The 15,032-nt window shown below is 49.7% G+C and carries 9 protein-coding genes; 3 read left to right on the top strand and 6 right to left on the bottom strand.

Going from position 1 to position 15,032, the window contains the following annotated elements:
- The first annotated feature begins 91 nt into the window (after positions 1-91).
- Positions 92-4,339 (top strand): PKD domain-containing protein, encoded by a 4,248-nt coding sequence (locus tag GC178_03035; GenBank protein MBI1286531.1) that lies wholly within the window; start codon positions 92-94, stop codon positions 4,337-4,339.
- On the opposite strand, the gene GC178_03040 is transcribed toward GC178_03035, so the two are convergent.
- From GC178_03040 to GC178_03055, 4 genes are all read right to left on the bottom strand, one after another.
- Entirely contained in the window at positions 4,340-4,990 is a 651-nt protein-coding gene (locus GC178_03040; GenBank protein ID MBI1286532.1) for an outer membrane lipoprotein carrier protein LolA, read from the bottom strand.
- Positions 4,991-5,001: 11 nt separating this feature from the next.
- Positions 5,002-7,428 (bottom strand): DNA translocase FtsK, encoded by a 2,427-nt coding sequence (locus tag GC178_03045; protein MBI1286533.1) that lies wholly within the window; start codon positions 7,426-7,428, stop codon positions 5,002-5,004.
- Between the two features lie 91 nt (positions 7,429-7,519).
- Positions 7,520-8,170: a DUF4412 domain-containing protein gene (locus tag GC178_03050; protein ID MBI1286534.1), complete on the bottom strand. Its 651-nt coding sequence runs from the start codon at positions 8,168-8,170 to the stop codon at positions 7,520-7,522.
- A 208-nt stretch (positions 8,171-8,378) separates the two neighbouring features.
- A complete protein-coding gene (locus GC178_03055) occupies positions 8,379-9,770 on the bottom strand; it encodes an arginine decarboxylase (GenBank protein MBI1286535.1) in 1,392 nt (463 codons plus the stop codon).
- A gap of 199 nt (positions 9,771-9,969) precedes the next feature.
- Here GC178_03055 and GC178_03060 point away from each other — a divergent pair, with 199 nt between their 5' ends.
- The gene (locus tag GC178_03060; GenBank protein MBI1286536.1) at positions 9,970-10,371 is read left to right on the top strand and encodes a hypothetical protein; all 402 of its coding nucleotides are present in this window, start codon (positions 9,970-9,972) and stop codon (positions 10,369-10,371) included.
- A 7-nt stretch (positions 10,372-10,378) separates the two neighbouring features.
- Here the strand turns inward: GC178_03060 and GC178_03065 are convergent, their stop codons facing one another.
- Both GC178_03065 and GC178_03070 read right to left on the bottom strand, forming a co-directional pair.
- A complete protein-coding gene (locus tag GC178_03065; GenBank protein ID MBI1286537.1) occupies positions 10,379-11,287 on the bottom strand; it encodes an amidinotransferase in 909 nt (302 codons plus the stop codon).
- Between the two features lie 168 nt (positions 11,288-11,455).
- Positions 11,456-12,928 carry an amidinotransferase gene (locus GC178_03070; GenBank protein ID MBI1286538.1) on the bottom strand — a complete coding sequence of 491 codons (1,473 nt, stop codon included), beginning with the start codon at positions 12,926-12,928 and terminating at the stop codon, positions 11,456-11,458.
- Positions 12,929-13,218: 290 nt separating this feature from the next.
- Here GC178_03070 and GC178_03075 point away from each other — a divergent pair, with 290 nt between their 5' ends.
- Positions 13,219-14,997 carry an arginine--tRNA ligase gene (locus tag GC178_03075; protein MBI1286539.1) on the top strand — a complete coding sequence of 593 codons (1,779 nt, stop codon included), beginning with the start codon at positions 13,219-13,221 and terminating at the stop codon, positions 14,995-14,997.
- The last annotated feature ends 35 nt before the right edge of the window (positions 14,998-15,032 follow it).

Below are 15,032 nucleotides of genomic sequence, written 5' to 3' on the forward strand. Positions count from 1 at the left end.
GGGTTTGAATTCAATTTGAGCCTGAATTTGTTAGCAACCGAACCCTGAACGAAACGTTCTTGAATCGGTTGACCAGCGACCGATTGACGAAATGAAGAACCCCATTCTGAACCTGCTTTTTCTTGTGGCGATAATTATCGCTTTCGGGGGCAAGAAGGCGGAGGCTTCTCACGCGCTTGGAGCTGAGATCACTTATGAGTGCCTCGGAGGCGATCAATACCGAATTCGATTGGTATTCTATCGCGATTGTGGAGGTATTGCAGCACCAACCGCTCCGTCCATCAACATTTCGTCATCGTGCGGTAACCAGAGTTTGGGGATGACGCTTTTGCCTCCCGATCCGCCATTTCCTCCGTTCGATCAGTATCTGGTGGATTACGAATTGCCGGTTTACTGTCAAGCATCCAACTGCGGCAGTGGTAACAATCCCGGTATTCAGGAGTATGTTTACGAGGCAACGACAACGTTGCCCCCTTGTTCCGACTGGACGATGAGCTATGACCTTTGTTGTCGGAGCGCGTCCATCAATACGATCAATGCACCGGGTAGTCAGGATATCTATGTGAGTGCGTTCTTGAACAATCAGGCTGCGCCATGCAACAGTTCGCCTCAGTTCGATGTGCCAGCGCGTGGTTTCATCTGTCTGAATCAGGACAACACGATCCTTGCAACGGCAACCGACCCCGATGGAGATATGCTTGTTTATAGTCTCTACACGCCTTGGTACGATCCGAATGCAAGTGTAAGCTACTTGGGTGGCTTCAGTCAGAACAACCCGCTTTCATCTACTTTCTACAACTTCAACAATGGAACAATTACCACGCACCCGACCAGTAACGGTCAGATAACGGTTATCGGGGTGATGGTGGAGGAATATCGGAACGGTGTACTGATAGGCCGCGTGGTCCGCGACATGCAGGTACGCGTGATCAACAACTGTCCGCAGAACCCAGGGAGCGACTTCGATATTGACCAGGACGGGATTTTTGATGCGGACACATTTGTCATCTGTACAGATAATCCGATACAACTGGACATTTACCTGAACAACACCTTGCCGAACTTGACCTACGGTATGGTTGCGGAGAATCTGTCAGATTTTCCTGGGGCTACATTCAATACGGTTCCCAATGGTTCAGCGCCCGGAGGCATTGTCGGACAGTTCGTTTGGTTGCCCGGACCTTCGTATGTAGGAACTACCCAAACGTTGGTCATGACCGCGTTCGATAATAATTGTCCCGTGGTCGGTTATTCCAATTTCACGTATCAGTTCACCATTACCGGACTTGAATTGGACGTGGATATTGACACGGTTGCCATTTCATGTACCGACTCGGTGGAAATGAACGCCATTGTCTCCAGCGGTACGCCACCGTATACGTTCGTTTGGAATGATGGCTATGTTGGCCCGCACAGATGGGTGACAGAAGGCTTGTATGTGGTGGAAGTGACCGATAACGAAGGGTGTACCGGACACGATTCCATCAATGTTTACTATGTGGATGACCCGCAGGGAGCGTTCTTCGATCCGCCAGGCGCGTGTGTGGATTCGGCTGTCCATTTCGTGGACCAATCCTTCAGTAATTATCCGGCCAACTTGCCACCGATAAACATTGTCGATTGGGAATGGGATTTTGGTGATGGAACGGTGGTGAACGGAGTTCAGAACCCTTCTCATGCGTATGATACGGCAGGTCTTTACCAAGTTCAGTTGGTGGTGACCAACGACCTCGGTTGTCGCGATACGGCTTGGAGTTCGGTGTGGGCCAATCCGCCACCGAATGTCGGTTTTGAGTTTGAGAACGTCTGTCAGGACACGCTTTTCACATTCACCGACCTTTCAACCATCGATACGGGTCAGGTGGTAGGTTGGGGTTGGGATTTCGGTGATGGTTCGCAGCCTGTTCAGTCTCAGAACACGACCCATCAGTTCAGTCCTTACGGATATTATAATGTCACATTGGTGGCCGTTTCCGATAGCGGGTGTCCATCTTCGTTGACGCAGCAGGTTTATGCATTTCCACTACCTACAGCTGATTTTTCTGCTGCCGATGTATGCTATGGAACCTTGTCAACCTTCAATGACCTCTCAACCGTTGATGCTGGAACGGTAGAGGCCTGGCAATGGGATTTCGGTGATCAGACCGCCCTCTCAAACCTGCAAAACGCAGTACATTCATATAGCGATACAGGAACATTTGACGTGACCTTGATCGTGACCACCGATTCCATCTGTAGAGATACGATAACCCAGTCGGTGGTGGTGCATCCGGCCCCAACTGCAGGTTTTGTGAACGATACGGTTTGCGCACAACTTGAAATGACATTCACAGATACATCTACAGTTTCTGGTGGAAGTATTGTGAGCTGGAATTGGTATTTCGGAGACAGCGGACAGTCGACCGATCAAAACCCTGTTCACATCTATGATCCGGGAGGTCAATACATAGGGTCGTTGGTGGTGGAAACGGATCTCGGATGTGTGGATAGCGTTTCAAAACCGATCATTGTCTACCCCAAGCCTACTGCGGATTTCAACCCTATTCCTGCATGTCAGAATGACGAGAACGTATTTGTTGACCAGACCGTTGTGGCAGGCGGCTCGGCCGTGGTTTCTTGGGATTGGGATTTTGGAGATAACGCTGGAACCTCAACCGATCAATCTCCAGTTTACTTATATGATACCAGCGGAGTTTATACCGTAACGTTGATCACGGAGACGGACAATGGCTGTCTGGACACAGCTTCCATTGCTGCAGATGTTTATGTGCTGCCCATAGCGGACTTCACATTCCATGATGTTTGTCTGTACGATGCAGCGGTCTTCCAAAATACCTCAAGCATACAGCAGGGTACGATCACCGATTATCATTGGGATTTTGGGAACGGAAATGTTTCACCGAATCAGCAGCCTGTGGGGCAGATCTACCCTCAAGCAGGATTCTATGATGTGGAATTATTGATCCTTTCGAACAATGGCTGTAGAGATACAATGGTTCAGACCATTGAGATATTTCCAGTACCCACGGCCATGTTCACGTATGATACGGTCTGCTACCCATTGGGTACAAGCTTCACCGATCTTTCGAGTGTTGGTGGTGCATATAACGTAACGGGATGGATCTGGAAGTTCGGAGATGGAACACAGCCTGTTCAACAACAGAACCCGATACACAATTATGGTGTTTGGGGAGACTATTTCGTTCAACTTTCGGTGGTTACAGATTCTGGATGTGAAGCTGATACCACACTTGGTCCTGTTCGGGTATATCCGAAACCTGTGGCGGATTTCAGTGATCAGCTGGCCAATTGCTTAAATGATACAACCGTGTTTGAAGACCTTTCTACCATCGAGAATGGTCCGATAGATTCCATCACCAACTGGAATTGGAATTTCACTGACGGTTATTCAAGCAATGCTCAGGACACGTCTCATGTTTTCTTGAATTACGGGTTCTATAATGTGGAACTCTCGGTCACTACCAACCACGGTTGTCAGGATACGGTTGTGCATCCCGTTGAGATCTACCCATTGCCCGAGGTGAAATTCACCGTTGATACGAATTTCGGTTGTCAGCCTTTCCACGCTTGGTTTACCGACCTGAGTACGATTCCATCTCCGTATTTGCTTTCTGCTTGGCAATGGAATTTTGGTGATGAGCCAGGCACGGTTTCCACACGCAATCCAGACCATATCTATTACGATCAGGATCTGGGGCCAATGGACGTGGGAGTTTATTCGGTTTCGTTGCAAGTTACTTCGGCCAACGGATGTGTTTCGGACACAACCTACATTGATTACATGACCGAGTACCCGAAACCGGATGCGCTTTTCTCGGTGGATCCGATGCGAGCCGACATCTTGTTTCCTGAGTTTCGCATAACCGATCAGGCTTCGCCCAATGTTACCGATTGGCTTTATGATTGGGGCGATAACGCCACCTCGACCATTCCGAACCCTGTTCATGAATATGCCGACACAGGCTATTACGACATCATTCAATACGTTACCACCCAGTTCGGTTGCAAGGACACAGCTATGGTGACCGTGAAGGTCGATCCAGATTTCCGATTCTACATTCCTTCAGCATTCAAACCCGATTCGGATGGCAAGAACGATGAGTTCTTCGGCTCAGGCATTGGCATTGTAAAATATCGAATGCGTATCTACGATCGTTGGGGCGAGCAGATATTCGAATCCAACGAATACGATCATCACTGGGATGGCACTTACAAAGGACAGCAGGTGCAAGAAGGCGTCTATGTCTACCAGTTCAATATTCTGGACGTGAAGGGCGAACCGCACATCTATCGTGGTGGTGTAACGCTGTTCCGTTGATCAACGGAAATCCACCACATCAAAATCTTCCGCTTCGTACTTGGCCTGAGAAAAGACAAACTGATCGGCAGGAACACCCGCATCGATCTTCATCGATTTCACGTTCAAGATGTAATCGGTTCCGTCTTTGCCAAAGGTTTTGGAATAAACGATGTGGTTGGTCTTTTTATCAATTCCTAACCGAATACGAGAGTAGCCTTTCTTGCTTGGGTCTTCTGGGAAAAGATCGACCACGTTGAGCGTTTTGCCATCCACGGTTTCCTCGCCATGGAACTTCGATTTGAACCCTTCATCATACTGATTGAAAATATTGGCAGGATCAAGGTCAGTCTCCGAACGGAAATCATCCACCGATTTCACGTGTACTTCCTGATCATCTTTCATCACGTACCAAACGATCTTTCCATCGCTGTAAATGTCCTGTCCCATCAATTTCAGATGGAATTTGTTGCCAGATAATGTCAGTTCGCCATCGCGCGTATCGTTAATGTCGGCCTGCTTGTTATTCAGCGTGTAGCTGAAAGATACCTGAATGTCTTTGTAAGCGCTGTTGGTGCTGCTCACCGCTTTCAGGATGGCCTCGGCCTTTTCGTCATTCTGGGCAAAAATGGTAAGCGGTATAAGTACCGCGAATAGAATTCTTCTAAGCATAATTAATTTTCTCAACCCCCGTTTTGCAACTTTTGTTCCAAACTCATTTCATCTTGGATCAGCACCTGTCGGGCCTTGCTGCCCTCAAATGGTCCGATGATCCCCGCAGCTTCCAATTGGTCGATAATGCGACCTGCACGGTTGTAACCGAGTTTCAGTCTGCGCTGCAGCAAAGATGCAGAACCTTGCTGATGTTGCACAACGATGTGGGCGGCTTCGTTAAAAAGTGCATCGCGGTCGCTCGGATCCAGCGCACCATATTCACCGCCATCATTCTCATTGATGAACTCTGGGAGTTCAAACGCACTTGGGTATGCCTGCTGCGAACCGATCCAATCGCACACTTTTTCCACTTCAGGTGTGTCGATGAAGGCACATTGAATACGGATCATGTCATTTCCTGTGGAAAGAAGCATATCACCACGACCAATGAGCTGATCGGCACCGCCCGCATCAAGGATTGTTCTTGAATCGATTTTAGACGTCACGCGGAAAGCGATACGCGCGGGAAAGTTCGCTTTGATGGTACCTGTAATGATGTTCACCGAAGGTCGCTGCGTGGCAATGATCAGGTGAATTCCGATGGCCCGCGCCAGCTGTGCCAAACGGGCGATGGGCGTTTCAATTTCCTTACCCGCTGTCATGATCAGGTCGGCAAACTCATCAATTACCAGCACGATATACGGAAGGAACTGATGTCCTTCTTTCGGGTTCAGCTTGCGCGCGATAAACTTGGCGTTGTACTCCTTCAGGTTTCGGCATTGCGCGTTTTTGAGGAGTTCGTAGCGGTTGTCCATCTCCAAACACAGCGAGTTGACCGTGGTCACCACTTTCTGCGTGTCGGTAATGATGGCCTCATCCGTATCAGGCAACTTGGCCAAAAAGTGACGCTCGATCTTATTGAAGAGCGTCAGTTCCACTTTTTTCGGATCCACCAATACGAATTTGACCTGCGCAGGATGCTTTTTGTAAAGGATGGAAGCGAGAATGGCGTTCAAACCTACCGACTTACCTTGTCCCGTAGCACCTGCCATGAGCAAGTGCGGCATTTTGGCAAGGTCAGTTACATACGTTTCATTCGAAATGGTCTTTCCCAAAGCAATGGGAAGTTCCATTTTGGAATGCTGGAACTTCTCTGAGCTCAGCACCGCCTTCATCGAAACCGTGTCAGGGTTCTGGTTCGGAACTTCAATACCGATGGTTCCCTTGCCAGGAATGGGTGCAATGATGCGGATTCCCAAGGCCGAAAGGCTCAAGGCAATATCATCCTCCAGATTCTTGATCTTAGAGATACGGATTCCTGGAGCGGGAACGATTTCATAGAGCGTTACGGTCGGGCCAATAGTGGCCTTGATGCGATCGATCTCAATGTTGTAGTTCTTGAGCGTGGAAACGATACGGTTCTTGTTCGATTCCAACTCCTCCTGATCCACCGATATCTCGCCTTTTCCGTAGCTTTCTAACAGATCAATTCCTGGCTTTTTGTAGTGGCTCAGATCCAAAGTGGGGTCGTATTCGCCCATGTCTTCGCCATCTGCTTCGTCCACTGTTTCTTCCTCCACGGTGGTGGTCTCTATCTCAAACTGAACATTCTCAGCGTCATCGGCTGCGGATTCCACTTTTCTCACGCCCTCTTTGACCATCGGCTCCTCGATGGGTTTTTCGAACTCAAGCTCTGCCTTTGGTTCTTCCACCACCACGGGTTTTTCAACCACGTCCGTTTCGGTAAGGTCCAGTTCGTTGGTCTTCACCGTTACATCGGCAACGGGTGCGAAATCCTCATCTTCATCATCTGCATGTTCCTCGCCTTCTTTTGGCTTGGCAGCGAACAGTGCTTTGATACCATCTACCGATAGGTTGAACACCACCGCAGCATATACCACAAACAGGAACAGCAATAGCAACCCGGTTCCTGCACCGCCTATGAGGCTGGAGGTCCAACGGTTGAGCTGGTAACCCAATCCACCCGAAAGCACGAAATTCTCTTCGAACAGGAAGCCCATTGCCAATGGCAGCGCATAGAGGAAAAAGAGCGAATGCCTAATGGCGCGCGGTATGGAAACGATGGTCCTGCGCAGCATTACTTTCAGTCCGACTATCAGAAAAAGGAAAGGGAAGAGGAAGGAGGCGATGCCGAACCAATCGTAAATGAAGGCTTCGGCCACTACCGCACCGATCTTGCCCATGGCGTTGTTCACCGTTTCCTCTGGATTGCCGATGGTGTCGGCCATTTCCTGAACCTTGCTCTGGTCGGCAGGGCCATCTATGAGATATGAAATGAAAGAGACCGTCAGAAAAACGGCAATGATGACGAAGAACAGCCCGGCAACGGTACGCGTACGCGAATCACCGAAAAAGGCCAGAAGGCTTGTCTTTGCTCCCTTCTTTGCCTTGGATGAGTCTTTTTTTGAACTTGATTTCCCCTGTTTTTCAGCCATTCCGCCCAACGAACTCAAATGTAAGAAAAACCCGAACAAGCATGTTTTCGGGCATCTTTGATAAACGCTGCGAAATTGATCTTATTTCAGATCAGAAGCTCTGGAAAATATCGGCCATCTCCTGAACGGTGATGGTATCGTATTTCTCGGTTACGATAAAATCCTCTTCCGGATACTCTTCTGGCACCACCGAGGTGGCGATCATGTGCATGTCGATGTTGAACTTGTTCACCGTGGCCTCCATCAGCACCCCTTTTATCTCGTAGAACGGAGTGCACCAGTTCGGGTCTTTGATACCGATCTCGTTGGTGTAGAAGATGTCGAAGTCTTTGGCCGAGTCGCCCTCAAAGGTCACGCGGGCGTGCTTGCACAGATACCCCGCAATCTCTTTGGTGCTGTCCGTTGGGGTGATCTTCATACCCTTTGGCTTCTTGCCGTATTCCTTCATTATCTCCACGCTGTCCATCTCAAGACCGGAGTATTTGTTGGCAATGCGCACCAGGTGGGTCACCTTCTTTTCCTTGGCGTTGGCAAGCAGCGATGTGCTGAAAACCGCCATGCTCGTCTTCAGTTCGTTCTTGGTGTTGTTGTCCTTGAACTTGAATGACATCTCACGCGGAAACATGCTGGTGAAGATGTTGTCCTCCTCAAATTGCGGGTAGCTCAGCGCGTACACGATCTTTCCTTCAGAGACCTTGGCTGCCGATCCCGAATCGGAACCCGACCCGCAACCCGTTGACATCAATAAGGCTATCAAGCTGAATGATAGCACTGCTTTAGATAGTAATTGTACTCTCAAACGATCAACTTTTTAGCGTTTCTCGTCCAAGTTCCCGGTTTCCTTTGCTGCGCAAGATAGTAAGCGAAAGTCTTAATGCAAGAGATTCTCTTACTACTATTTTGCGTGTTCCTCGTAGTGCTTTTAGACCAGAAGGACAGACCTTGTACTGCTAATGGTAGCCTAAGGTTTCAAGCATTCCTTTTGGTCCCTGTTCTTCAGAAAAAAGTTCGGAAACGATCTTCCCATTCTCATCCTTGTAGACCACGATCTGCTTGGGCGATGGAATAAGGCAATGCTGTATGCCACCATAGCCGCCCAGCGCATTCTGGTAGGCTCCCGTGTTGAAGAAACCGATGTACAACGGCTCATCTCTTCGGAACTCGGGCAGATAGATGTTGTTCACGTGAGCTTCCACATTATAATAGTCCTGGCTGTCGCAGGTGAGACCACCGAGGTTGACGCGCTCATACGGACTGTCCCAACGGTTTACGGCCAGCATGATGAACCGCTGGTTGATGGCCCAACTGTCTGGCAGGGTGGTAATGAACGAACTGTCGATCATGTTCCACCATTCCACATCGTTCTGTTTTTTCTGGTCGATGATGGAGTAGAGGGTGGCCCCACTCTCTCCAACGGTGTAGCTGCCGAACTCAGAGAAGATGTTCGGTTCGGGTACGCCTTCCTTCTCGCAGAACTCCTTTACCTGACGCACGATCTCATCGGCCATGTACTGGTAATCGTACTCATCGGCCAGTGAGTGTTTGATGGGAAATCCGCCACCGATGTTCAACGAATCGAGCGTGGGGCATTCCTGTTTCAGATCGCAGTACACGCGCAGGCATTTCTGCAACTCGTTCCAGTAGTAGAGGCTGTCCTCAATGCCATTATCGATAAAGAAGTGTAGCATCTTCAGCTTGAAGTGCTTCTCCTTGCGCAGCACGTTCATGTAGTAATCCTGTATCTCGCGATGGCGGATTCCCAAGCGGGCCGTGTAGTAGTTCGATTGCGGTTCCTCGCCCGTGGCAATGCGGATGCCCACGTTGCACTCGCGTTTCACCAATGGGCGGAAATGTTCCAACTCGTCCATGTTGTCCAACACAGGAAGGCTGTTGAAACCCTCGTTGATGAGCCCTGCGATCAACTCCACATACAGGTCGCGCTTGTAGCCGTTGTGCACCAGAAAGGTGTCTTTGCTGATGCGCCCCTGCTCAAACAGCTTGCGGACGATGTAAATATCGAAGGCCGAGGAGGTCTCTATGTGGATGTCGTTCTTCAGCGCCTCGTTGAGCACGTAGCTGAAATGCGAGCTCTTGGTGCAGTAACAGTAGAGGTACTCGCCAGCATAGTTGTGTTTCGACATGGCATTGCGGAAGTACCCTTTGGCCTTCTGTATCTGCTCCGAAATGCGGGGCAGGTAACTCAATTTAAGCGGTGTTCCGTACTGTTTGATGATGGCCATCAGGTCGATGCCATGGAAGTACAGTTGGTTGTCCTTTACTTCAAAACCCTCTTGCGGAAACTCGAAGGTCTGCTCAATAAGATTGTAGTAGTTGTTCTCCATGTTGCTGCGTGCAAAGATGTAAGAAAACAGAAATGCTACTTGTTTTTGGTGTTAAACTTTGGTGGATTTTGTGTGGAGATGTGAGGTTGAGTGCCGCGTGTGGTTGTTTTAGAATTCTGACATTCTGGACTTATTGTTTGAGCGGGCACTGCCGTGTGTAAATGATGTTTAACTTGCATTGAACAAAGCAGAGAATTCAATGAGAAACGGTCTGATATTACTGGCGCTATTCGCTTTTGGTTCTTTCTGGGGATGTCAGCCTCAGAAGGAAAAATGGTCATCGTTAGAAATACGGCAATTGACGGATGGGGAGAAGCCTGAACCGAAGAATGCAGTTGCTGGAGATGTGTTCGTATTCGAATCGGGTTCGCCAGCGTTCAGCATGTACCAATTCATGTATTATCATGCCTTTTCGGGTGAATTGAAACCTTACGGAGCCGTATATGGCAAAGAGGGTGGTTTCGAAAAAGGATTCTATCAATGGAAAGACGATACCACGGTTGTCGTCAAAATGGTCTACTCCAACGGAGATAGTATTCAGATGTTAGAACTTTTCGGCAATGGTCCGCGGTCCTCTATGAGAATTGAGACCGAAGACTGATCCTTATTCAGCCTTCAGGCAGAAACACTTCTGCCATCATGCAGCGGGCGCTGCCACCACCAAGTGTTTCGATGGTATTGAGCGGGCTATGCAGTATGCGGTTGGTCTTTTCTATGGCGGCTATCTGTTCTGCCGTCAGGCTCTGGTAGGCCTGGGTGGACATGACCATGATCTTCTCGCCTGCAGCATTGACCACCTGTAGCATATTGCCCGCAAAATGTTCCTTTTGGTCTATACCTATATATATAAGGTGTTTGCCGCTCTGCTCCAGCGCGGTTATCACGGCCTGCCGCTCGGTGGCATCTTTGATGCTGTCGGCACAGAGGATGGCCAGTTCTTCGCCCACGCTCATCATCACATTGGTGTGGTAAATGGGCAGCCGTTGGCCGTCCACCTCTTGCATGGCATGGAAACTCACCACGCGGTAGCCCAGTTGCTGGGCCCAGTCGTTAAGCAATACCTCATTGGTGCGTTGCGATAGGCAGGCGTAGGCGATGAGGTTTGCGCGGTCGAGCACCAGGCTGCCTGTTCCTTCCAAGAAGAAACCATCGGTTTCGCTGGGCGAATAGTCGAGTGTTTCCCTTACGGTGAATCCTTTGCTTTTGAGGGTCTGGATGATGTCATCGCGTCTTTCGAGCCTGCGGTTTTCGGCACACATGGGGTAGAGCACCACCATGCCTGTTTCATGAAACGAGACCCAGTTGTTGGGGAAGATGCTGTCGGGCGTGGGAGGCTCAAGTGTGTCATCCTCAACCATGACGTTCACTCCCGCAGCACGGAGTTTTTCTACCAACGCATCGAATTCCTTCAGCGCCTCTGCCTGCGCCTGTTGGCTCGAAATCGCTGTGTCTTGACGCTGATAGTGGTTGTCCACGGCCGTTTCGGCATTCATGGCAAACGCCACGGGCCGTATCATCAATATATGGGCTGTGTTCTGTGCGGGCATATTAGAGAGTTCGGGAAAATCCTCCGCCTCGTTCCTCGGCACCTCCTTTACAAAGGAGGAAGGGTGTCCTTCCCCCTTTCAAAGGGGGTGGCATAAAAGTGAAGCTTGCGGAACTTTTATGACGGGGGATTGAATAGGTCATATCTCTTCCCGTTGCAGCGGCATACTCATACAATGCGTGCCGCCACGGGCGCGCGAAAGCTCAGCCGATTGAAGTGTGATGAGCGTATCGCCTTTAATGAGGTCGTCCAATTTGGCGCCAGCATCCATTTGCGCATTGAAATCCTCTGCTTTTATCACTTTGAAGCCCCGTTTTCGGAGGGTTTCATTGGTGTAAACGTTCCTATCGTAACCGATGATCACGCCTTCGCGGATGGCCAAGAAGTTACAGCTGTCGGTCCATTGCTCGCGCTCGGTGAACGGGAAAATGGAGCCACCGTTCGGAATGATGTTCGCCTTCTTGCAACCGAAATCTTCCAGACTTATCTCTTTCAACAGGTCATCCAAAAAGTCGAATTCCTTCTTCTTCACCTTAAATCCTTCGCCCTTGTTCTGGCGGATGAACTGCGTGACGTACACCTGCTCTTCAGGCGTTTCCATCTCGTCATCCAGCATCCTTCTAAAGTCGATCTCTTCTTTGGAAAGGGTGATGGCATCTTTGGTGAATGGCGCATACACCACCCATGTATCGCGCTTCACCATCGTAAATATGGTGTCGATGTGCATGTAGGCGCGCTCGGCTGGGATGTGCACCACTGAAACTTTATCCACCAGGTTTCGACTGAACAATTGGGTCGTCAATTGGTGAATGGCGTTCTGCGTGGTTCGTGCGCTCTGTCCCACCAGCAAGTGCCGCGGGCTGATCATCATCACGTCACCACCTTCAATACTCACCTCTTGCTTCTCGCGCGTCAGCGCATCGGTAAGGAAGTAGTATTCGTTGTCCTCCAACTCAATAACGCGGTCGGAGAATTGGTACTTGTCCCAATTGGCCTCATCCCCGAACAGGTAGAAATAGGCGATGTATTTAATAAGGAGTGCTTCGCGGGTACGGCCTTTCTCGGCTGCCTTTATCAGCAGCAGGTGGTCGTTGATCACAATGCCGATGTCGCGGGTAAAAATGAAGTTGGGCAGCGGGGCAAAGAGGTAGTCTTCCTCGCCTTCGTACATCCAAACGCCCGAAATGAGCGTTCGAGTGAGTTGCTCCGCATCCATCTTCATCAGCAGCATCTGCGTTTCGAAGTCGCATTTCTCCATCGCACACACTGCCGAAACCAACAGCTGCTTGGCGAGGTCGTTCTTCAGAACTTGCATCAAAAGGTGCTCAGCATCCAAAACCTTGTCAGACCTCAAGTAACCCTCTTTTGTCGGCTTGAAGAAATCGGGGTCGTCCTTATCGCGCTTGCGCATCACCTCAGGGTCGAGGAACCAGAGCAGCACACTCAGGTACTGGTTGTACTCCTTGCGCATGTTGTCGAGGTAAACGATGTCATCGTAAAGCAGTTCCTCCATCATGCGTGGGGCAATTTTGCCGATACCCGCATCCGGACTATGAATGATCAGTCGCTTCAGCGTACCGACCTCTGACGAAACCTTGATGTTCTTGCTCATGGCGATGAGATTTGGGGCGAAGGTAAAGATCGGAAATTGCGTGACCTCAAAACTTAGTTGTGGGTAACCTGCGTTTGACAAGCAACATGGAACAGCCACAGAAACACAGAAGGCACAGAGGTTTTCGCAGAAGGAATCTCGATCTATCTCTGTGAAATCTGTGAAAATCTGTGTCTCTGTGGCAAAAAAAAATGTCTTTCGGAAGGTTGCATGAGACAACGAATTTCCCTTTTCCCGTTTTCTCAAATTCCCTTTCTGCAAAGCAGTAACTTCGCGGCAAATTAAAGGACGTGCTCGTATCAAGTATTCAGGAAGTTCTAAAGGAACTCTACGGACAGGAAGTTGCAGAAGAACAGATTCAGCTTCAGAAAACCCGAAAGGATTTTGAAGGTGATGTAACGCTGGTGGTGTTTCCGCTGCTGCGCGTTTCCAAAAGATCTCCCGAACAGACGGGCAAAGACATCGGCAATGCGCTCGTGGCCAAGGTTGATTACGTGGCAGGGTTCAACGTGGTGAAGGGTTTTCTCAACCTTTCGTTTTCTGCCAGTTATTGGGTTTCGCAATTGGCGGATATCGTCAAAACAGAGAATTACGGCTTCCGCCAGAAGGGTGCGCACAGCCGCAACGTCATGGTCGAGTATTCATCGCCCAACACCAATAAGCCGCTGCACTTGGGTCACATCCGAAATAACCTGCTCGGTTATTCGGTTTCCGAGATTTTGAAAGCCAACGGCCACGAGGTACAGAAGGTGCAGGTGATCAACGATCGCGGTATCCATATCTGCAAAAGCATGTTGGCGTGGCAGAAGTTCGGTAATGGCGAAACACCACAGTCATCGGGCCTCAAAGGCGATAAGTTGGTCGGTAAGTATTACGTGGAGTTCGATAAGCATTACAAGGCAGAGGTTGCGCAGCTGGTAGAGGCAGGGAAGACCAAGGAAGAGGCCGAGGCCGAAGCACCTATAATAATAGAGGCGCGCGAAATGCTCCTGAAATGGGAAGCAAATGATGCCGAGGTGCGCCAGCTTTGGGAGAAGATGAACGGCTGGGTGTATGATGGTTTCGATGAGACTTACAACCGCCTGGGCGTTGACTTCGACAAGCTCTATTACGAAAGCAACACCTATTTAATAGGTAAGGAGCTGGTGGAGCGTGGCGTGGAAAGTGGCGTTTTCCAGAAGCGGGAAGATGGTTCCATCTGGTGCGACCTTACCGAAGATGGCCTCGACCAAAAACTGCTACTGCGAAAAGATGGAACGGCTGTTTACATGACACAGGACCTCGGCACGGCCAAACTGCGTTATGATGATTGGCCTGCACTCAATCAACTCATATATACGGTAGGCAACGAGCAGGATTATCACTTCAAGGTGCTCTTCCTAATTCTCGGTAAGCTCGGTTTCGATTGGGCTCAGAACTGCTACCACTTATCTTATGGTATGGTCGATCTTCCTTCGGGAAAGATGAAATCCCGCGAAGGAACCGTAGTGGATGCCGATGACCTGATGGACGAGATGGTGGCCACCGCCAAAGCGCAGACCGAGGAAAAAGGCAAGCTCGAAGGCATGACCAACGAAGAAGCCGAAGAGCTTTTCTCAGTGCTTGGTCTGGGTGCCCTCAAGTACTTCATGCTGAAGGTGGATCCGAAGAAGCGTATGCTTTTCAATCCTGCCGAAAGTATTGACATGCAGGGCAACACGGGGCCGTTCATTCAGTACACGCATGCCCGTATCAAGTCTGTTCTGAGAAAAGCACAGGAAGCTGGCGCGCGTTTGCAACGCGTGCCTGACTTGGCAGATATAAATGAGCATGAACGTTCATTGATACGTTTGCTGAGCCAATATCCAGAGGTGATCATTCAGGCGGGAGACGAGTACAGTCCAGCGGTGATCGCCAATTACACGTATGAACTCGCCAAGGAATACAACACGTTCTATCACGAATGTCCAATTCTCATTGAGGAGGATGTGAAGGTGAAGGAACTACGCTTGGCCATTTCGGCCATGACGGCCGATGTCATTGCTTCGGCCATGAAATTGTTGGGCGTTCAGGTGCCCGAAAGAATGTAAGGTTGTTCAACTATCTAAATGATATGGCCACAAAG

This window comes from Flavobacteriales bacterium, assembly GCA_016124845.1.
Taxonomy (GTDB): Bacteria; Bacteroidota; Bacteroidia; order UBA10329; family UBA10329; genus UBA10329.

Bases quoted from the DNA above. Each gene is read 5' to 3' on its own strand.
- GC178_03035 (MBI1286531.1), top strand. From the start codon at position 92: ATGAAGAACCCCATTCTGAACCTGCTTTTTCTTGTGGCGATAATTATC.
- GC178_03040 (MBI1286532.1), bottom strand. From the start codon at position 4,990: ATGCTTAGAAGAATTCTATTCGCGGTACTTATACCGCTTACCATTTTT.
- GC178_03045 (MBI1286533.1), bottom strand. From the start codon at position 7,428: ATGGCTGAAAAACAGGGGAAATCAAGTTCAAAAAAAGACTCATCCAAG.
- GC178_03050 (MBI1286534.1), bottom strand. From the start codon at position 8,170: ATGTCAACGGGTTGCGGGTCGGGTTCCGATTCGGGATCGGCAGCCAAG.
- GC178_03055 (MBI1286535.1), bottom strand. From the start codon at position 9,770: ATGGAGAACAACTACTACAATCTTATTGAGCAGACCTTCGAGTTTCCG.
- GC178_03060 (MBI1286536.1), top strand. From the start codon at position 9,970: ATGAGAAACGGTCTGATATTACTGGCGCTATTCGCTTTTGGTTCTTTC.
- GC178_03065 (MBI1286537.1), bottom strand. From the start codon at position 11,287: ATGATACGGCCCGTGGCGTTTGCCATGAATGCCGAAACGGCCGTGGAC.
- GC178_03070 (MBI1286538.1), bottom strand. From the start codon at position 12,928: ATGAGCAAGAACATCAAGGTTTCGTCAGAGGTCGGTACGCTGAAGCGA.